Origin of the sequence: Clostridium polynesiense (assembly GCF_000820705.1) — a bacterium.
Lineage (GTDB): Bacteria > Bacillota > Clostridia > Clostridiales > Clostridiaceae > Clostridium_AA > Clostridium_AA polynesiense.
This window is the reverse complement of sequence record NZ_CCXI01000142.1, coordinates 103,989-122,643: the sequence shown is the minus strand read 5'-3', so window position 1 is coordinate 122,643 and position 18,655 is coordinate 103,989. Positions and strand designations below refer to the sequence as shown.

Genomic DNA, 18,655 nt, shown 5'->3' with positions numbered 1-18,655 from the left:
TTTAACCTTAATATTAAGGTTTATTTATTATGCAGTTATGGAGGTATTAAAATTGAATAAGAAATTTAACGTTTATTTTATGTATGCCATTGTATTTCTCCAGGGCTTTATTTTTTATGGGCCTATTTCCGTTATATATAGGCAGAGCAGAGGTTTGTCTATGTCCAGTATGTTTTTAATAGAGTCGATATCCTGGATACTTATTATTATTCTTGAAATACCCTGGGGATGGTTTGCCGATAGATTTGGATATAAGAAAACCCTTGTAATTTCAAATTTTTTGTTTTTTGTCTCAAAAATAGTTTTCTATAAAGCTGATTCCTTTGGTTTATTCTTTTTGGAAAGGGCTTTACTTTCGTTATCTTTAGCAGGTCTTTCTGGATGTGATATTTCTTTGATATATTTATCTATAGAAGAAAAGGATGGAGAAAAGGTTTTTGGGAGATATAATGCCTTTACCACCGGAGGATTTTTGATAGCTTCTCTCATGTCCTCCTTTCTTATTAAAGAATCCTTGGACAGCACAGCTTTCTGGACAATTATTCCCTATGGGGTTGCTTTTATATTAACTCTGTTTTTAAAGGATATAAAGGAAGAGGAGGAGGAGAGGCCTAATTTAAAAAGGAGCTTTTTCACCGCTTTTAAAAATAAAAAAATAATACCATTAGTGCTCTCTATGGCATTAATAAGCGAGGTTGTGCAGGCGGTAAGCGTATTTTTAAATCAGACTCAGTATATTAGGAGTGGTATAGATATAAGATTTTTTGGAGTGCTTACTGCTGTTATGCAGATTGTCCGCTTAAATTCAGCAAAAGCCCATAGGCTAACTTCAGTGATAGGAAAAAATAAAAGCCTGGAGGTTTTATATATTCTTGTAGGTTTAAGCTGTGCAGCTCTCATAGTTAGTTCAAATGCTTTTGTTACAGTGCTGGCTATAGCACTGGTATGTGCTGGAGAAGCATTAGCAGGTCCTATAGTGTTGAATATAGAAAATGAAAGTATAAAAACCGATGACAGAGCAACCCTTTTATCCATATATTCTATGTTGGGGAATCTTTTAGCGGTAGGTACTAATATAATAGTTGGAGGTGCAGCAGATATATCTGCTTCCTTTGCCTTTATAGTATGTACACTAATGAGCTTAAGTGCTTATATATTGATTCTTATTTATAACAAAAGATCCCTCAGTGATGAAGTGGAAGCTTTAGAAATAATTAAATAAAGAGAATTTAAAGAGGAATATTTAGTAAAATAAAATAATAAGGAGAATGCCCTGACATTTACATATCAGGGCATTCTAATATGATGGACTTTGCAGGTAATATTTATTTATAAATTAGTTTATATGTAAAGATTCATGGGTGGCATAATAAATTGGATTTTGTCGATAACCTTTGTTTATACATACTTTACATAAGTTAATTAATAGCAGATATCCTATATTGAGGATTACGGATTTCTCTCCTTGCTTATTAGACTATAATGTAAATATATAGTATAATTTAAAATTATAAGTAGATGCATTTAACAATAATTTTATAAAGTTATATGGAGAGGAATATGAGTAAAATTATAAGAACTTCAATTATTTTATATGACAGCTATAATAACGTTTTAATTGTACAGAAGGGTAAGAAATCAGAAGAACAGTGGGGGCTTATCGGCAAGGAGCTCAAGGGAAAAGAAACCTGTGAAAAATGTATAACTAAAGCTGTGGACAAGGATTTAGATTGTGCAATCTTCGATTTGTCAATCTTTGGAGAATATCCTTTTAATGAGCAAGAAGGAGAAACGGTTTTAGTATACACCGGCATAATAAGACAATACATAGTAGCGCATAAAAGCATAAATCAGCTTAAGTGGATAAATAAAAATGATTTGGACAGCTACAACCTCTTACCCCAGGAAAAAGAAATCCTAACAGAGTTCTTCAACAATATTAATCAGGAATAATGTCAGGGGAATAATATCAGGTGAATAATGTCAGGTGAATAATGTCAGGTGCCTGGCACCTGACATTATGTTCGGGGGGTATAAGGAAATCAAAATTACCACGATTTACAGTATTTAATGTTATACAATAAACAATAATGAATAAGTATAGCCGGTATATAATGCCGGCTTTATGCTTTGTGTGTAAATATTTAGTATAATCAGTATAATGAATATATAGTTATATATATGCGAGTTACCACAAACCATACACCAATACTTTAACTAAGTTCTATTTTATAAATATTAAATAAGTTTCATGGGAGGTATAGTATGAACGAAACAATTAATTTATTAAAATCACACAGATCAATAAGAAAATACAAAAATCAGCCTATAGAAGAAGAAAAGATAAAAGCTGTTATAGAATGTGCACAAAGCGCATCTACAGCTAACTTTGTTCAAGCTTATACCATTATTAGAGTAAATGATATGGAAAAGAGAAAGAAAATTGCTCATTTCGGAGGAGATCAGGTTTACATTGAAGAATGTCCTGTGTTTTTTGTGTTCTGTGCTGATTTGAACCGTATAAAGAAGGCTTGTGAATATAATGGAAAAACTATGGCTGAAGGTTATACAGAAGCTTTCACCATAGCTACTATCGACACAGCCCTTGCTGCACAAAATGCATTTATTGCCGCTGAATCTTTAGGGTTAGGAGGAGTATATATTGGAGGGATAAGGAATAATCCCTCAGAAATATGCGAAGTATTAAATATACCTGCTAATGTATATCCTATGGTTGGATTGTGCCTTGGATATCCTGATGAGAATCCCGGAAAAAAGGAAAGACTGCCTATGGATATAATACTTAAAAATGATACATATTCCATAGAGGATGACTTCAACAATATAAAGGAATATGATGCAAGTATCCAGGAATATTACAGAAACAGAACCAATGGACAGAGAACAGATACATGGACAAGTCAGGTATCTAATTTGATGAGTAAGCCTCAAAGGCCTCATATGAGGGAATTTCTAAAGAAACAGGGCTTTGAGATGAAGTAATGCGAACATAATGTCAGGTGCCTGGCACCTGACAAAGTCATCTGACAAAAAAACTATAAAATTTAGGAGAATGTATGGCTACAAATTTTAAAATACAAAAACCAAAGTTTTTTGATGAGTTAGAGGAAATAAAGGATAGTTACCAGTTTGAAGCTTTATTTCATGAAGAAAAAATAAAGGATAAGATTATTGAAAATACGACTATAGAGGGAAAAAGTTTTTCGGGCTTTACAATAGACTCCTGCATCTTTAGAAAGGTCATTTTCCAAGATTGCGATTTTTCAAGGGTGGATTTACTGGATGTACGCTTTGAAAACTGTGATATTTCTAATACGTTTTTTTTAGGATCCAGTATCAACAGGGTAGAATTTGTTGACAGTAAGCTTATAGGAGCACGATTTGATGAAAGCAGTGTTAAAGACATATTGTTAGAAAATGTATCAGCAAGATATATGAATTTTCCCTTTTCCAAGATGAAGAATATCAATATTGTAAATTCTCATTTGCAGGGAGCTATATTCCAAGAGGTTAAAAAGGATAAATTATCTTTTGAGGATACAAACCTAACTAATACATATTTTAATAAGACCCCATTAAATAAAATTGATTTTACTAGCTGTGATATTACAGGAATTGATGTGAATATCGAGGATATTGCCGGAGCAATAATAAGCCCACTTCAAGCTTTGGAGCTGGCTAGGCTGTTAGGGGTTACAGTAAAGGCATAGAATTCTGTAACCTTAATCATCTTAATTTTTATAATATTTAAAATCTGGCAAGTGAAAGAATTACTTGTTTGAAAATAAAAAGCACAGATAGATTTGAACAAACAAATATATCTGTGCTTTCTGTATTCTATAGTATAAACTTCAGTATTTCCCTTTGAGCTATTGAAAAATATTTATGCTTAAGCTTATAATTCACATACTCCATTTTCGCATTTTGGACCATCGGAGCTATCATTAGAATTATTGCCTGGCTCCTGATAAGATAAATTCTGTAGAGATTTTTCTTCCGTCCAAATTTTATTTAATACCTCTAAGAAAGCGTCAGTAGGCTGAGCCCCTGAAACAGCATATTTATCGTTAAATACAAAGAAGGGTACACCTGTTATTCCTAAATCTGATGCTTCTTTTTCATCTTCTCTCACTTCATCTTTATATTTATCTCCTTGGAGCAAAGTGAGTACATCCTTGGAGCTCAAGCCCACTTCTCCTGCAAGTTTTGAGAGGGTTTCTGCATCATCAATATTTAAAGATTCCACAAAGTACGCTTTCATAAGTCTTTCTGTCATTTCTTTCATTATTCCATGAGTCTTGGCATAATGGGAAAGCCTATGAGCCTTAAAGGTATTTGCAGGTATGAGATTATCAAAATCATAATTAAGTCCAACAGTTTTAGCCTGCTGAATAATTTTATCATTTGAGGCTTTTGCTTCCTCGAGAGAAATACCATACTTTGCAGAAATTATTTCGTCAATGCGTGAATTAGGATTAGTTATTGAGTTAGGATCCAGTTCAAAACTTTTAAAAGTTATTTCTACCTTATCTTTTTGTGAAAACTGATTTAATGCTGCCTCAAATCTACGCTTTCCAATATAGCAGAATGGGCATACAAAATCAGACCAAATTGCTACCTTCACAGCTTTTCCTCCTTTTTAAATTAAGATTCTTGAGTTTGCATTTAGTTAATTATAATAAACATAATAACAATTATCAAATAGTAATTATAATTGAATTTTTATCCGTATAGAGCATCGATATTATTAATTAACAATTTATACACAAAATTTAGTTGCATTATAAAATTATTAATGCTATAATAAATTTGTTGCTTAAATGAAACGTAGATAATTGAACAATAATATTTTTTGTAAGTGCTATTTATGTTGTACTGTTTTATCAAAGAAATTTTGTTGTGAATTGTTACAAATAGTTTAAGAAAAAAATAAAATTTCGGAGGTATGTATTATGAACGGTACAGTTAAATGGTTTAATTCAGAAAAAGGATTTGGTTTTATAACAGGAGAAGATGGAAAAGATGTATTTGCACACTTTTCTCAAATCCAAGGAGACGGATATAAGTCACTTGAAGAAGGTCAAAAGGTAACTTATGATGTAGTTCAAGGACAAAAAGGTCTTCAAGCAGAAAATATTGTTATTTCTAGATAATGAATTTTCAACCCCTTAAAGAATTTCTTTAAGGGGTTTTTTATTTTTGTCACTTTTCAGGTGCCAGGCACCTGAAAAGTGACAAATTGTTTATATTGTTATTTTTTTTGTGAATACTTTTTATATATGTGTTAATTATTTAGATAGTAAATATATAAAGGAGTAACTTCATGCCTAGAAAAAGCAGAATTATTTATCCAGGTGCGATATATCATATCTACCAAAGAGGAAACAATAAAGACTTCATATTTGAAGATAGTAATGTTAAAAGATTTATGCTGAAATATCTTGAAGAGTATAATAAGCGGTTTGACTATGAAATTTTAGCTTATGTTATTATGAATAATCATTATCATTTGCTCATGAAAACCAACAGTTCAACAATCAGCGAAATAATGTTTTTCTTTAATAATCTAATGGGTAAATTCATAAATGGAAGGTTGAACAGAACTGGTCATGCTTTTGAAGATAGATATAAATGTGAGTTGGTAGAAACAGATGCCTATTTGATATGGCTTCTCAGGTACATACATAGAAATCCTGTAAAAGCTGGTTTGTGCATTGATGTTAAAGATTATAAATGGAGCAGCCATCATATTTATGAAGGACGTATTGAATCCTATGTTAATACGGAATTTATAATGAATTTACTTGGGGAAAATGAATCTGCTTCCTTGAAGCAATATTCAAAGCTGATTAACTGCGTGGGAAATGAAAAGGATAAAGGTCAGGATTATCAGGTTATTAGAGAAGCACTAAATATGCCGGAAAATATTTTACCACATAGGAAAATTTATGTAAGCAATGAAAATAAAGTGACCCGAAAGGCTTTTGAATATATAATACATGAGTTAAATATAAAAGAAGATGTATTCAATGCTATAAAAACAGGTAAAAGGCACCAGTACTTGAGAGATATAAAGCTGAAGTTTATAAGAGCTGCTATGAAGGAGTGCTACTCTATAAGAGAAATTGCCGCTTATATGAATCTTCATCCATCTGCTGTAAGTAAGAGTTTATCACGATATAAAATTAAATAAGGTTTGATATGATGCCAGACATTAAAGTCTGGCGTTTGTTTTTGTCACTTGTCAGGTGCCTGGCACTTGTAAAATATTAGAAAGAATAATTATCAATATATTCGAATAAATGTAATATACTTACATGGAAAAATGGTGTAAAATATACATGGGAATTAATTATATAAAAGAGTATTGTTGGAAATAGACTAAAGATAATTTGCTTAAAGGTGCAAAAATGTTTTGTAGTATAGTCTGCTTTTAGCAACGAAATGGAGGATATATGAACTGCTGCATAATAAATAAAATAACTGAAATTAAAGAAGGTAGGTATATTCATAATGTATAAATATAAAAACAAATATTTAAGCTTATTTTTCGGGTTATTTTTAAGCTTTTCAATATCTTTTTATATGAATCCTAACAGCAATAACAGACTTCTAGTGCCTTTCATTTTTGTTATTCCGTTCACAGTGTTTATAAATTATATTGGGGAAAGTTTACCTATAATCATAGAAAGATTAGGAGTAAAGGAGAAGGTATTACTGTTTATGCTGTCTGCTGTAATATGCGGGCTGTTTTTTCTAAGCTTTTTATCTTCTAAAGACTATTTGCTGCCTGCTAATAATATTATTAAGATATTTATTTACACAGGAGTATTTTTTATCATATATATTTCTATAGTGCTTTTTTATGCAAATATGCAATATATAGAGATAAAAACACAGTTCTTAACGCTGCCAAAAAATAAAATATTATTCTATGCACTTCCGTCCATAATAGTTTGGATGTTTTATCTAATAGCTTTTTATCCAGGTGTAATGACTCCGGATTCCATGAATCAGTGGACACAAATGGTAACAGGAGAATTTTGGGATTCTAACCCTGTGATACATACATTGCTGAATCTTTTTATAACAAGGATATGGTATTCGCCAGCAGCCATTGCAATAACTCAGATTTTAATACTATCTTTAATATGGGGATACAGCATGTATAGGTTTGAGAGTATGGGGTATAAGAAAGTAGTTTTATATTTTATAACAGCAGTATTTGCATTAAATCCTGTAAATGGAATATTCTCAATTACTTTATGGAAGGACATTTTATACAGCGCATTTATACTTTTATTTACTATGAATATAATTAATGTATTGGTAGACAAGCATTGGATTGATAATAGGAAGAATTTTATTTTTTTCTTAATATCTGCTTTTGGAGTTATGTTTTTTAGACACAATGGAATACTTCCCTTCATGGGTACAATGATACTACTGATTTGTTTCTATAAAAGGAATAGTAAACCCTTTATTATAACAGTAGGAAGCATAATAGTTATTTTCTTTTTAATTAAGATTCCGCTATACAGTTTGATGAAGGTTCATCCTGCTTCTTCCAGTGAAGCTTTTGGAATACCTACACAGCAAATTGCGGCGGTTATAAAGGAAAAGGGATATCTCACTGAGGAGCAAAAAACCATGATAAATGGAATTATGCCATTAGATTTATGGGCAGAAAATTATATGCCTGGAAATGTTGATTATATAAAATTTCATAAGGAATTTAAAACAGATAAACTTATGGAGGACAAAGTAGGATTTTTAAAGATGTGGATAGATATATGCAGGCAAAATCCATGGATAGCCTTAGAGGCATACGGGGATCAAACCTCAATAGCTTGGTCAGTTAAGGGATATACTAACTGGGGTAGCAGAAAGATATATGCAAATGAATTTGGATTAGAACAAAAGAATATTGCTCAGCCAGTTAACTATATTGCTAATAAAGCATTAAATTTTACCCAAAAGAAAGGAATAGACCAATTCTTCTGGAGGCCTGCTATGCCGATGTTTCTTATATTACTGTTTGGGTTTGCAGCTATATTAAAAAATGGTTTGAAAGCTACGCTGGCTATAGTTCCAGTGACCTTAAACATGGCAACAGTTTTAATTGCTACGCCTGCACAGGATTATAGGTATTTATATGCAAGTACCTTGGTTTATTTAATAATTATCTTATTTGCTTTCGTTAAAATACCAGCTAACACATATAAATATTAGCACGGCTGTTGGATTACATTGTATAAATCCAGAATCAGTCTGAAAGTAATTTGTCACTTGTCAGGTGCCTGGCACTTGTAAAATACTGGAGGTAAAAGCGTTATTGCTTGCGGAAGTGCTTTCCATGGTAAGACTAAACTTAAAATCAAAATTGGGGTATAGCTGTGTATGAGAATATTCCTATAGCTTCATATATATAACATAATAGGTATATCTCTATTTCCGGTCCATGATACTTTATAATTCTAAATGAATATATATAACATAATAGGTATATCCATGCAGCAATATCTAAAGCACTAGGGTGGGATTATATCCGGATTCTTATGTTATAAGTTAATTTATAGGCATGAAGTTATAGGGTAAATGTAAGAGAAAATTGAAATTTAAAGCTCTAGAGTCAGGTTTACAGGACTCTAGAGCTTTTTTTGTGTGCAGCTTATTTCTTTATATAATCACTCCATTTAACTTGAAATTTATCTCCATTTTCTTTTGAATATTTATAAAAGCTTGATAAAAACTGAGCTCTACTCTTACTGTAGAAGGATTGTATCTCCTTTTCGTCAAAACCAGCAAGTGCAAGCTGTCTTTTAATTATTTCATCATAAGGTACTGTTTTAGCGTTTTTAACTATGTCATACATAATCATAAAAGTAGTAGTTCTCCCTACACCCTCCTTGCAATGGAAATGAATCCATGTATTTGGAGGCTGAGCCTTAACAAAATCAATAAAATAATCCACCATACCATCTGTAGGAAGCTTACCGTCAGTTACAGGTATGCGAAGGTATGATAGGCCTTTAGATGAAACAAGCTGATTTTCGCTTTCTACCTGTGTAGGAACCACCTTTATTTCAGGGTGATTATAAAAGCTTATAGGTTGATTTAACTTGATGCTTTTTAAAAGCTCATTTTCTTTAGCAATTATCTGTTCCAAGGATAACCCCATATTGGCATTATTTTTTTCGTTTTTCCAGCTAACAGGTATTCCATTTATAAAACCGTGGGATTCCTGTCTTAGGTCAACATCGATTACGGGCATGGCGGTATTTATAGCCTTTAATACAAGAGGCAGATTAAAGGCTGAAAACTGTTGGCTTCCAGAGATGTTTAATCTGTCTAATCCTTTTAGATTAAGTTTTTTATTGTCTAGTGCAGTTAAGCTGGAAGTGGTTCTAAAATGTTTGGGCATGGTGTCATATCTTAATGAATCTATAATAAGATGAGCTTCGTTATTGCTGGAATCTTCCTTTGCAGGTTGTAAGGCATTAGCCATGATGGCAGGGGTGAATATAGAAAAAAATAAAAGTGTAGCAGCTAAACAGAATTTCGGTTTAAAAAATGTTTTCATAAAGATCACCTTCCTTTATAAGATAATATCTTAATAATAAGCTTTTCTTAAAAAGCAGCTTAAATATAATATAGCTTTTTAGGTGGATTATTATACTAAGTGCCAGGAGCCTAACAAGTGAGAAAAATAATTTGTCACTTGTCAGGTGCCTGGCACCGTTTAATAGTTATGGGGTATATCAATTATAGATTAAACATGATATAATATATATGTATATTATATGAGCTATGGAGGGTCTTTATGGATATTAACCAATTTAGAAACAATCTTCAGGAACTTTTTAGAGATACAAGCTCAAAAATAAATAATGTGTTTTTGCCTGTCTATGAATCTTGCAAGCTAACCATGACACAGGCTCTTTTGCTTAATGAAATTCAGCGACATGGTAATACTACTATTGGAGAGCTAGGAAGAGAGCTGAATATTGCAAGAGGCAATACATCCACTATGTGTAAAAGGTTGGAGAAAGACGGGTATATAACCAGAACCAGAGATAACAAGGATGAAAGAATAGTGAATGTTACCTTAACAGAAAAAGGAACCAAAGCCCTGGATAAGCTTAATTACTATTTAAACAATAAGTTTGCTCAAGCTTTAGAAAATGAGGATAAAGACCAGATAGAAGCTATAATTAATGGAATTGAAAAATTAAATCACATTTTGAGCAAAATGGAAGGGGATTGTTAAGGAGAGGCTAGTAGATGTACAATTTAATAATCAAGCTTTTATAAGCTGAAAGATTATAAATAGAGAAATAGAGGAGGTATTAATATTGAAGGAAAAGAAAAACCCTAAGAAACCCTTAATTTATTACTATGGAGTCACTTTGATTATTGTTATGCTGCTCAATGCTCTGATTTTTCCTTCACTTCTGAACATAAGGCAAAAAGAGATTGACTACAATACATTTATTACTATGCTGGAAAAAGGAGAAGTTTCCAGAGTTGAGGTAGATGACAATCAAATAGCAATTTTATCTTCAGAGGATAAAAATAAGATGGTTTATATAACCGGAAGGATGAATGACCCTGAATTAGTAAGCAGACTTCAAAAAGCAGGAGTATCCTATGGAAGAGTAATTCCAAAGGAAAATTCTCCTCTCCTAAACTTTATTTTGACCTGGATATTCCCTATAGGAATATTTATACTCATTGGACAGCTGCTTTCCAAATCCCTGCAGAAGCGCATGGGAGGAGGGAATGCTATGGCTTTCGGTAAAAGCAATGCTAAAATTTACGTAGCTGCTGAAACCGGAAAGACCTTTGCAGATGTAGCAGGTCAGGACGAAGCTAAAGAAGCTTTAACTGAAATAGTAGATTTTCTTCATAATCCGGAAAAATATAAGGAGATAGGTGCTTCAATGCCTAAAGGGGCTCTGCTGGTAGGACCTCCGGGAACAGGAAAAACCCTGCTGGCAAAGGCTGTGGCAGGAGAAGCAAAGGTTCCTTTCTTTTCTATATCCGGATCTGAATTCGTTGAGATGTTCGTTGGTATGGGAGCTGCAAGAGTTCGTGATTTATTCAAGCAAGCTCAGGAAAAAGCTCCCTGCATAGTGTTCATAGATGAAATAGATACTATTGGTAAAAAGCGTGATAATGGAGGAATAGGCGGAAATGACGAGAGAGAGCAGACGTTAAATCAGCTCCTTACTGAAATGGATGGATTTGATGGGGGATTAGGAGTAGTTATACTGGCTGCAACCAACAGACCTGAAACCCTTGATAAAGCTCTTTTAAGGCCGGGAAGGTTCGATAGAAGGATTCCTGTAGAGCTTCCAGACCTTAGAGGCCGTGAAGATATATTAAAGGTTCATGGGAAAAAGGTTAAGGTATCTGAGGCTGTTGACTTCAATGCTATTGCAAGGGCTACCTCCGGCGCATCCGGTGCAGATCTTGCAAATATAATAAACGAAGCTGCTTTAAGAGCTGTAAAATGCAACCGTCATGAAGTGGAGCAAAATGATTTGGAGGAAGCGGTAGAGGTAATAATTGCAGGATATCAGCGTAAAGGGGCTGTAATTTCTCCAAAAGAAAAGAAAATTATTGCATATCATGAAATAGGCCACGCGTTGGTAGCTGCGATGCAGACAGAATCTGCTCCTGTACACAAAATTACAATTATTCCCCGTACCTCCGGTGCCCTTGGTTATACCATGCAGGTAGCTGAAGATGAAAGCGTGCTTATGTCTAAAGAGGAAGCTTTTAATAAGATTTCAACTTTTACCGGAGGACGTGCAGCTGAGGAGCTTATATTCGGAACCTTCACTTCAGGAGCCAGTAACGATATTGAGCAGGCAACAAAGCTTGCAAGAACTATGGTAACACGCTTTGGTATGAGCAAAAATTTTGATATGATGGCCTTGGAGACAGTTAACAATCAATATTTGGGCGGAGATACCTCACTTGCTTGTTCTGCTGTTACAGCTTCCAAAATAGATGAGGAAGTGCTGGATATAATAAAGAAAGCCCATGAAAAAGCAATGAACATATTAAAAGAAAACATCAATAAGCTTCACGAACTTTCAGCATATTTAATAGAGAAAGAAACCATAACTGGCGAAGAGTTTATGAAAATACTTAATTCATAGATAAATTTATATACAGGGTGAGGAGAACTTTATGAATATTCTTGTAACATTAAATTCTAATTATATAAAGCAGTTAATTATAATGATGAATTCACTGTTAAAATCCAATCCTACAGATAACTTTAAATTTTATATAGCACATTCCTCTTTAACTAAGGAGGATCTTATAGTAATCAATAGTAAGATCGATAAAAGCAGATGTGAAATTATTGAATTAAAAATAAACTTGGAGACTTTAAATAATGCACCGGTATCCAAACGCTATCCAAAGGAAATGTACTACAGAATATTTGCAGCGCAATATCTACCTAGGGATATGGAGAGGATTTTATATCTTGATCCTGATATTGTAGTTATAAATCCTATTAAGGACTTCTATAATATAGATTTTAAGGGGAAGCTTTATGCTGCTTCCTCTCATCTGCCAAGAAATTTAAGGATAATAAATACTTTAAGGCTTAATCTGCCTTCAGATAATTATTACATTAATTCCGGAGTAATGCTTATGAATCTTTCTCTGCTTAGAGAAAATCAGGACATGCAACAGGTATTTGATTATATAGAAAAATATAAAAATGTACTGCTTTTTCCTGATCAGGATGTGATAAACGGTGTATACTGCAATGATATTTTACCTGTAGACCCTTTGAAGTATAACCTTAGTGAGAAATACTATATGTACTGTAAACTAAGACCGGTGAATTATAAAGTGGGTATAAATATTGACTGGGTTCGCTCCAACACCTGCATAATTCATTATTCAGGAAAGAATAAACCATGGAAAAGAAGATATATAGGAGAACTTGGAGTGTTTTATAATGAGATTAAGGGTAGATAAAATATCAATTTAATTCAATATAACAAAATCATTAATATATTTATATATGAAAGTATTGTGGAAGCTCAAGAATTTAATTAAATATAACCTTTCTCATCAGGGTAAAGGCCTAGAGGAGAAGCTCCAGAGGGCTTTGAATCTAACTAAAAATAACATCCCCCTAACAACTTTGCTATGTTAGGGGGATGCTGTATTTAATATGAAACTTTACTTATTTTAATGTATAAGCTTGAATATTATATATTCTCATCATGATACTATATAGCTCTTGCTACTTCAGCGGCTTCCGCAGTAGAATTTAAAGCTCTTCTAGCTCTCAAAGCATCTCCTATAATATGATAAGGAATATTATTTTCTTCACAGAAGGATGTGATATCATCAAATCTTCGGGATCTTGAGCCTATAGCAACCACTACAGAGTTGCATTCAATGCTTTGAAGCTCTCCAGATTTTTCAACTACAACAGCATCAGGTTTAATCTCAACGCATTTAGCACTGGTAACAGTTTTAATTCCTGAGTGATGCAGGCTTTCCATAACGCATATCCTACGAAGATCGCCAAGATCCTTAGCTACCTGATCAAGCATTTCCACAACAGTTAGGCTGTCAGCCTTTTCTGAAAGATATTCAGCTACCTCTAAACCTACAAGTCCTCCTCCGATTATTACAACCTTTCCTGATGGTGAGGTTTTTCCTGCAAGTACATCATGAGAGTTAGTTACATGAGGTAAATCTGCACCGGTAAGATTTAGCTTAATAGGCTCTGATCCGATGGCTATAATTAATTCCTCAGGAGCTATTTCCTCTAATAATTCCTTTGTAAGAGGAGTGGAAAGCCTGATGTCTATTCCTTGTCTCTTAGCCATTTCTCCCATAGCTATCGCAGCCTGCTGGAGCTCTTCTTTTCTAGGTGCTGCACCAGCTAAAACAAGCTGTCCGCCAAGAGAGTTTCCAGCTTCAATTAAGATAGGGTTATGACCTCTCTTCTTTAAAGTCATTGCCGCTTCTAATCCGGCAACCCCTCCTCCTGCTACTAAAACCTTCTTTGGAGAATCTGTCTTTATAATTTCATATTCTGCTTCTCTTCCTAAGGCAGGGTTTCTTAGACATGTTATGAAAGGAACTTCTGTAGAAACGAATCCATCATAACAGCCTTGATTACAGCCAACGCAGCGTACTATATTATCTACATCACCTGAAGCTGCCTTGTTGCAGAAGTCAGCATCTGCCAGTTGAGCTCTTCCTATTACCACCATATCAGCTTTACCACTGGCTATGATATCTTCAGCCTGCTGAGGATCGTTTATTCTTCCTACAGCCATAGTAACCATTCCAGTTTCATTCTTAATTCTTTCAGCATTATGAACATTGAAGCTTCTTGGTAAATCTACAGGTGGAACCTCGTATTTTACCGCAGCTGAAGAGAAGTTACCTCTAGATACATTAAGAACATCAACCCCAGCTTTTTTGGCTAATTTACAGAATTCAATTGTATCTTCTATAGTTAGTCCATTTTCTAAATAGTCATCATGAGCTACAATACGCATAAATAATGGCATGTCCTCGGGAATATTTTTTCTTATGGATTCTATACATTCTATTAAAAATCTTACGCGGTTTTCAAAAGAACCGCCGTATTCATCTGTCCTTTTGTTAAAATAAGGACTTAAGAAGGAGTGAGGCATATAATTATGACCGGCATGAAACTCTACACAGTCAAATCCAGCTTCTACTGCACGTCTGGCAGCATCTCCGAAAGACTCAACTACTTCTTTTATAAGCTCAACACTTGCTCCGGGAATAACCTTATCAGTACCTCTTATAGGCATATCGCTGGGAAGGATTATAATGGCTTCTTCATAACTTGCAACAGCTAGTCCACCCTGCCATAGCTGAACACCGGCTTTTCCTCCAGCTTGGTGAATAGAATCTGTAAGCTTTTTCAGTCCAGGGATAAATTTATCATCAGAAATTGATAAGAATTTTTTTGGCGCAGATGGAGTATGTACCGATGCCACTTCAGTAAAGTTTAATCCGTTACCGCCTTTTGCTCTTGCAGTATGGTAGTCAATAAGCTGCTGTGTCACAAATCTGTCATCTGATGCCATTTTTGTTCCCATGGCAGGGAAAACTACTCTGTTCTTAAATTCCATACCTCTAATTTTTATTGGGCTGAAAAGTTTATTAAAAGCCATAAAATCTCTCCTTAATATTTAAATTTTATTTTTATTCATATTTTATATAGTAGTATTATTAACAAATTATGCTTTAATATAATGATTGTTTTTATGTAGGATATATATTTAAGAATACAAATCTCATTTTAGAAATGTTGAAATATACCCCTTGACGTATAATTTAATATTTAACAGCTGTTAATTATGATTATAGAATATTTAACAAAGTAAATCAATATGTTTTAAACAAATTGTTTTATTTTTTTATTTTAATTTGCTTTATAGATTTTAATGTAATAAAAAAAGACCGCTTAATACTAAAACGATCTTTGTAAACCTCAATATATGGATTTCCGCATAGTGTATTATAAATTGCTGAGGGGAGGGAGATCCTTGCTGGCTTTAAGCATATTAACTAGGTACTTTATGTATCTCAGCCTGTATTCTCTGCTGCTTAAATAATCATTATTAAAATTTACTGTATCCTTATTAATAATTGGATAGAGAATTGAAGAAAGGAATATTCTTCTGTTATATTCGAAGTTTTCTTTGCTGCCATCTAATACTCGATCTAAGACCTTATCTAATTTGTTATTCATATCTTCTGTAACAGCCATTATTTTATATGCATACTCATCCTTTTCTTTGGAATTAACAGATTCTTTAAGTATGGTAATTATTCCTGGATAACGCAGACTATATTCCATAATTTCATTAGCTACTAATATTACTTTTTCTTCATCTTCATAGTCATCATTTTCAAGTTTTGAATATGCTGATAAGGTGTTATTTATGTAAAATTCTTTTACATGTTTAAGCAATTCGTCCTTAGAGCGAAAATGATAGTTTATGGCACTGACATTTACCTCTGCTTCCTTAGCTATAGCTCTTACGGACACGTTAGAGGAGCCGTTTTTACCAATTAAATATAAAGTTCTGTCCAATATTTTTTCTTGAACGCTGCTTAGCTCTCTCATTTTATCCTCCTAAATTCTTTATGCTTTATTATAAAATAAAAAACTTAAATTACTTAAAGGGTAATAAGTTAAGTTATTTATTTTATCATAGGTTCTTAAATATTATACCAAAAAAATGAGCTATGTTAAAACTTTCATAATTAATTTAATCTGGAAGAAGGTTTATTGAAAGTAAGTATAATTGCAAAAATTCTGTAATTTGTTGTTTTATAAATGGTAAAACAGCATGCAAGGTGAATAAAAGGATTTTTCGTTATAGAAAAGTTTTAAAAAATTAATAGATAGTAATTAAAGGAATAAATTATTTAAATTTATCTTCTTATAAATGAATAAAAATTAAAAATTATAAATAAAAAGAGAATTTTATGAACAAAATAATAAATTTATGTAGAAATTTGTCGTAATATGTAATATAATATGAATAAATAATTTATAACCCATTATAACACTTTTAATAAACAGAGAAAATAAGTATTTAAGCAGAGGTATAAATGAAAAAATGTCTGTAAATGATTACATTTTTAAGTTTGAATCTTATTTTAAATCTTAATAATCTGAAAATTAACGCCGCAAAAAAATATTAAATAGTTTTTACTATTTATATTTTTTATATTTAAAACTAATTAACAAAGGAAGTTAGGAGGGGAACAATGAGACGTTATATTGGAAAAAGGGCATTAACAGGTATTATGATAGTTCTTATTTCTGTCTGCTTCAATTTTGCTTTGATAAGAATGGCTCCAGGAGATCCTATAACCATCATGGCTGGTATAGATAATCCAAATCCGGACATGATAGCAGCTCTTCAAGCAAAATACGGATTGGACAAACCTGTTTTTGAACAATTTATGATGTTTCTAAAGAATGTTGCCAAGGGAGACTTAGGTTATTCTTATGTAAGCGATCAGCCTGTAGTAGAAATGATCGTAGAAAAGATAGGACCAACTTTACTGCTTTCCCTTACAGGCGTAATAATATCTGTGGTGGTAGGGACCATACTGGGAATTTATGCAGCCAGAAAGAATGGATCGTTTTTCGACAAATTTATTTGTAAAATATCCTATTTCTTTGATGCTGTTCCTGGTTTCTGGTTAGGATTAATAATGATTTTGATATTTGCTTCAACCTTGAAGATTCTGCCCACAGCAGGAATGGTGAATCTGAGAGCAAATTATACTGGATTCCGAAGGGTGTTAGATATAGCAGAACATTTAATCCTTCCGGTAGTAACCTTATCTCTGGTTCAAATACCTTATTATTTTAGAATTGCAAGATCTTCTGTGCTCCAGGTTATGTCAGAGGATTATATAACAACACTTCGTGCTACAGGTATGAAGGAATCTAAAATATTTAATAAGTATGTATTAAGAAATGCTATTTTACCTACAGTTACAGTATTTGGAATGAGTCTGGCATTTTTAATTTCCGGTACAGTGCTTATTGAAACGGTATTTGCATGGCCAGGAATGGGAAGACTCCTTATGACTTCCATAACTAAACGTGATTACCCATTATTAACAGGGTTATATTTGGTGATTTCTGTTTCCATTGCTACTATGATGATTTTAGTAGACATAGTTTATGGATTTATCGACCCAAGAATAAGATATGACTAGGAGGTGGCGGAAATGAAGGAAAAATTCAAAAATATACTTAGTAAAATCAACTCAAATGCTCAGTTAAGAAGTGGAATTATATTGCTGCTGTGTTTGCTTTCCGTCGCTATGTTAGCACCGCTTATAGCAACTCATGATCCATATGGTCTATATGAGAAAATTCTTGCTAAGCCAGGTGAAGGCGGTCATATATTAGGAACAGATGGATTAGGACGTGACGTATTCAGTCAGATAGTATGGGGTGGAAGGACATCTATAAAGATAGGTGTAATTGCCGCCGGTATTTCAGCTATAGTTGGAACTTGTATAGGTGGAGTTGCTGGATATTTTGGCGGAAAAGTAGATAGGTTTATAACCGAGTTCATGAATATATTTTTAATGACTCCAAGCTTCTTTTTAATTTTAATCATCATAGCTTTATTTGGAAGCAGCATATTAAATATGATGATTGTTATAGGACTTACATCGTGGACAAGTAATGCCAAGCTTATGAGAGCTCAGGCTATCTCCATAAAGCAGAGGACATTTATAAAAAGCTGTCAGGCAATGGGAGAAAGTAAAGCGAGTATAATGTTCAAGCATATTATACCTAACGGTATCTTCCCTATCATAGCTAACACTACTATGAATGTATCCAGCGCGATACTTACCGAGGCAGGATTATCATTTTTAGGATTAGGTGATCCCAATGTAGTAAGCTGGGGGCAGATTATTTATCATGGTAAAGGCTATCTGCCATCTGGATGGTGGATTTCCATATTCGCCGGATGTGCAGCGGTAATTACTGTATTGACATTTTTCTTAATTGGTGACGGACTAAATCGTGTGCTGAATCCTAAAATGCACGGTAAATAAT

The 18,655-nt window shown here is 33.2% G+C and carries 16 protein-coding genes; 12 read left to right on the top strand and 4 right to left on the bottom strand.

The window, feature by feature from the left end; all coding sequences use genetic code 11:
* Positions 1-52 precede the first annotated feature (52 nt).
* The 4 genes from TA89_RS14920 to TA89_RS14905 all read left to right on the top strand — a co-directional run bounded on the left by TA89_RS14920 (position 53) and on the right by TA89_RS14905 (position 3,731).
* Positions 53-1,222, top strand: a complete 1,170-nt coding sequence (locus TA89_RS14920) for an MFS transporter (protein WP_040214546.1) — start codon at positions 53-55, stop codon at positions 1,220-1,222.
* A gap of 338 nt (positions 1,223-1,560) precedes the next feature.
* The gene (locus tag TA89_RS14915) at positions 1,561-1,953 is read left to right on the top strand and encodes a hypothetical protein (RefSeq protein ID WP_040214544.1); all 393 of its coding nucleotides are present in this window, start codon (positions 1,561-1,563) and stop codon (positions 1,951-1,953) included.
* A 312-nt stretch (positions 1,954-2,265) separates the two neighbouring features.
* The gene (nfsA, locus tag TA89_RS14910; protein ID WP_040214542.1) at positions 2,266-3,003 is read left to right on the top strand and encodes an oxygen-insensitive NADPH nitroreductase; all 738 of its coding nucleotides are present in this window, start codon (positions 2,266-2,268) and stop codon (positions 3,001-3,003) included.
* A gap of 74 nt (positions 3,004-3,077) precedes the next feature.
* Positions 3,078-3,731, top strand: coding sequence for a pentapeptide repeat-containing protein (locus tag TA89_RS14905; RefSeq protein WP_040214540.1), 654 nt, complete (start codon positions 3,078-3,080; stop codon positions 3,729-3,731).
* A gap of 185 nt (positions 3,732-3,916) precedes the next feature.
* Here TA89_RS14905 and TA89_RS14900 read toward each other — a convergent pair whose 3' ends face one another.
* Positions 3,917-4,645, bottom strand: a complete 729-nt coding sequence (locus TA89_RS14900) for a DsbA family oxidoreductase (protein ID WP_040214539.1) — start codon at positions 4,643-4,645, stop codon at positions 3,917-3,919.
* A gap of 328 nt (positions 4,646-4,973) precedes the next feature.
* Here TA89_RS14900 and TA89_RS14895 point away from each other — a divergent pair, with 328 nt between their 5' ends.
* From TA89_RS14895 to TA89_RS14885, 3 genes are all read left to right on the top strand, one after another.
* On the top strand, positions 4,974-5,174 hold the full coding sequence (locus TA89_RS14895) for a cold-shock protein (RefSeq protein ID WP_040214536.1): 201 nt from the start codon (positions 4,974-4,976) through the stop codon (positions 5,172-5,174).
* A 170-nt stretch (positions 5,175-5,344) separates the two neighbouring features.
* Entirely contained in the window at positions 5,345-6,214 is an 870-nt protein-coding gene (locus TA89_RS17820; RefSeq protein WP_052447538.1) for a transposase, read from the top strand.
* A gap of 320 nt (positions 6,215-6,534) precedes the next feature.
* Positions 6,535-8,253 carry a DUF6020 family protein gene (locus TA89_RS14885; protein ID WP_052447537.1) on the top strand — a complete coding sequence of 573 codons (1,719 nt, stop codon included), beginning with the start codon at positions 6,535-6,537 and terminating at the stop codon, positions 8,251-8,253.
* A gap of 439 nt (positions 8,254-8,692) precedes the next feature.
* Here TA89_RS14885 and TA89_RS14880 read toward each other — a convergent pair whose 3' ends face one another.
* Positions 8,693-9,604: a phosphatase domain-containing putative toxin gene (locus tag TA89_RS14880; protein WP_040214535.1), complete on the bottom strand. Its 912-nt coding sequence runs from the start codon at positions 9,602-9,604 to the stop codon at positions 8,693-8,695.
* 240 nt (positions 9,605-9,844) lie between these two features.
* Here TA89_RS14880 and TA89_RS14875 point away from each other — a divergent pair, with 240 nt between their 5' ends.
* From TA89_RS14875 to TA89_RS14865, 3 genes are all read left to right on the top strand, one after another.
* Positions 9,845-10,291 carry a MarR family winged helix-turn-helix transcriptional regulator gene (locus tag TA89_RS14875; protein ID WP_040214533.1) on the top strand — a complete coding sequence of 149 codons (447 nt, stop codon included), beginning with the start codon at positions 9,845-9,847 and terminating at the stop codon, positions 10,289-10,291.
* Positions 10,292-10,376: 85 nt separating this feature from the next.
* Complete coding sequence (ftsH, locus tag TA89_RS14870) at positions 10,377-12,191, top strand: ATP-dependent zinc metalloprotease FtsH (protein WP_040214531.1); 1,815 nt, start codon at positions 10,377-10,379, stop codon at positions 12,189-12,191.
* Positions 12,192-12,222: 31 nt separating this feature from the next.
* Entirely contained in the window at positions 12,223-13,029 is an 807-nt protein-coding gene (locus tag TA89_RS14865) for a glycosyltransferase family 8 protein (RefSeq protein WP_040214530.1), read from the top strand.
* 257 nt (positions 13,030-13,286) lie between these two features.
* On the opposite strand, the gene baiCD is transcribed toward TA89_RS14865, so the two are convergent.
* Both baiCD and TA89_RS14855 read right to left on the bottom strand, forming a co-directional pair.
* Positions 13,287-15,224 carry a bile acid Fe-S flavoenzyme BaiCD gene (baiCD, locus tag TA89_RS14860; RefSeq protein WP_040214529.1) on the bottom strand — a complete coding sequence of 646 codons (1,938 nt, stop codon included), beginning with the start codon at positions 15,222-15,224 and terminating at the stop codon, positions 13,287-13,289.
* Positions 15,225-15,571: 347 nt separating this feature from the next.
* The gene (locus tag TA89_RS14855) at positions 15,572-16,183 is read right to left on the bottom strand and encodes a TetR/AcrR family transcriptional regulator (RefSeq protein WP_040214528.1); all 612 of its coding nucleotides are present in this window, start codon (positions 16,181-16,183) and stop codon (positions 15,572-15,574) included.
* Between the two features lie 650 nt (positions 16,184-16,833).
* Between TA89_RS14855 and TA89_RS14850 the strand changes: the two genes are divergently transcribed.
* Complete coding sequence (locus tag TA89_RS14850) at positions 16,834-17,799, top strand: ABC transporter permease (RefSeq protein ID WP_040214527.1); 966 nt, start codon at positions 16,834-16,836, stop codon at positions 17,797-17,799.
* A 12-nt stretch (positions 17,800-17,811) separates the two neighbouring features.
* On the top strand, positions 17,812-18,654 hold the full coding sequence (locus tag TA89_RS14845) for an ABC transporter permease (RefSeq protein WP_040214525.1): 843 nt from the start codon (positions 17,812-17,814) through the stop codon (positions 18,652-18,654).
* The last annotated feature ends 1 nt before the right edge of the window (position 18,655 follow it).

Excerpts from the sequence above, each read along its gene's own strand:
- nfsA (WP_040214542.1), top strand. The coding sequence starts at position 2,266 with ATGAACGAAACAATTAATTTATTAAAATCACACAGATCAATAAGAAAA.
- TA89_RS14865 (WP_040214530.1), top strand. The coding sequence starts at position 12,223 with ATGAATATTCTTGTAACATTAAATTCTAATTATATAAAGCAGTTAATT.
- TA89_RS14895 (WP_040214536.1), top strand. The coding sequence starts at position 4,974 with ATGAACGGTACAGTTAAATGGTTTAATTCAGAAAAAGGATTTGGTTTT.
- TA89_RS14880 (WP_040214535.1), bottom strand. The coding sequence starts at position 9,604 with ATGAAAACATTTTTTAAACCGAAATTCTGTTTAGCTGCTACACTTTTA.
- TA89_RS14885 (WP_052447537.1), top strand. The coding sequence starts at position 6,535 with ATGTATAAATATAAAAACAAATATTTAAGCTTATTTTTCGGGTTATTT.
- TA89_RS14850 (WP_040214527.1), top strand. The coding sequence starts at position 16,834 with ATGAGACGTTATATTGGAAAAAGGGCATTAACAGGTATTATGATAGTT.
- TA89_RS17820 (WP_052447538.1), top strand. The coding sequence starts at position 5,345 with ATGCCTAGAAAAAGCAGAATTATTTATCCAGGTGCGATATATCATATC.
- TA89_RS14845 (WP_040214525.1), top strand. The coding sequence starts at position 17,812 with ATGAAGGAAAAATTCAAAAATATACTTAGTAAAATCAACTCAAATGCT.
- TA89_RS14875 (WP_040214533.1), top strand. The coding sequence starts at position 9,845 with ATGGATATTAACCAATTTAGAAACAATCTTCAGGAACTTTTTAGAGAT.
- TA89_RS14855 (WP_040214528.1), bottom strand. The coding sequence starts at position 16,183 with ATGAGAGAGCTAAGCAGCGTTCAAGAAAAAATATTGGACAGAACTTTA.
- TA89_RS14905 (WP_040214540.1), top strand. The coding sequence starts at position 3,078 with ATGGCTACAAATTTTAAAATACAAAAACCAAAGTTTTTTGATGAGTTA.
- TA89_RS14915 (WP_040214544.1), top strand. The coding sequence starts at position 1,561 with ATGAGTAAAATTATAAGAACTTCAATTATTTTATATGACAGCTATAAT.
- baiCD (WP_040214529.1), bottom strand. The coding sequence starts at position 15,224 with ATGGCTTTTAATAAACTTTTCAGCCCAATAAAAATTAGAGGTATGGAA.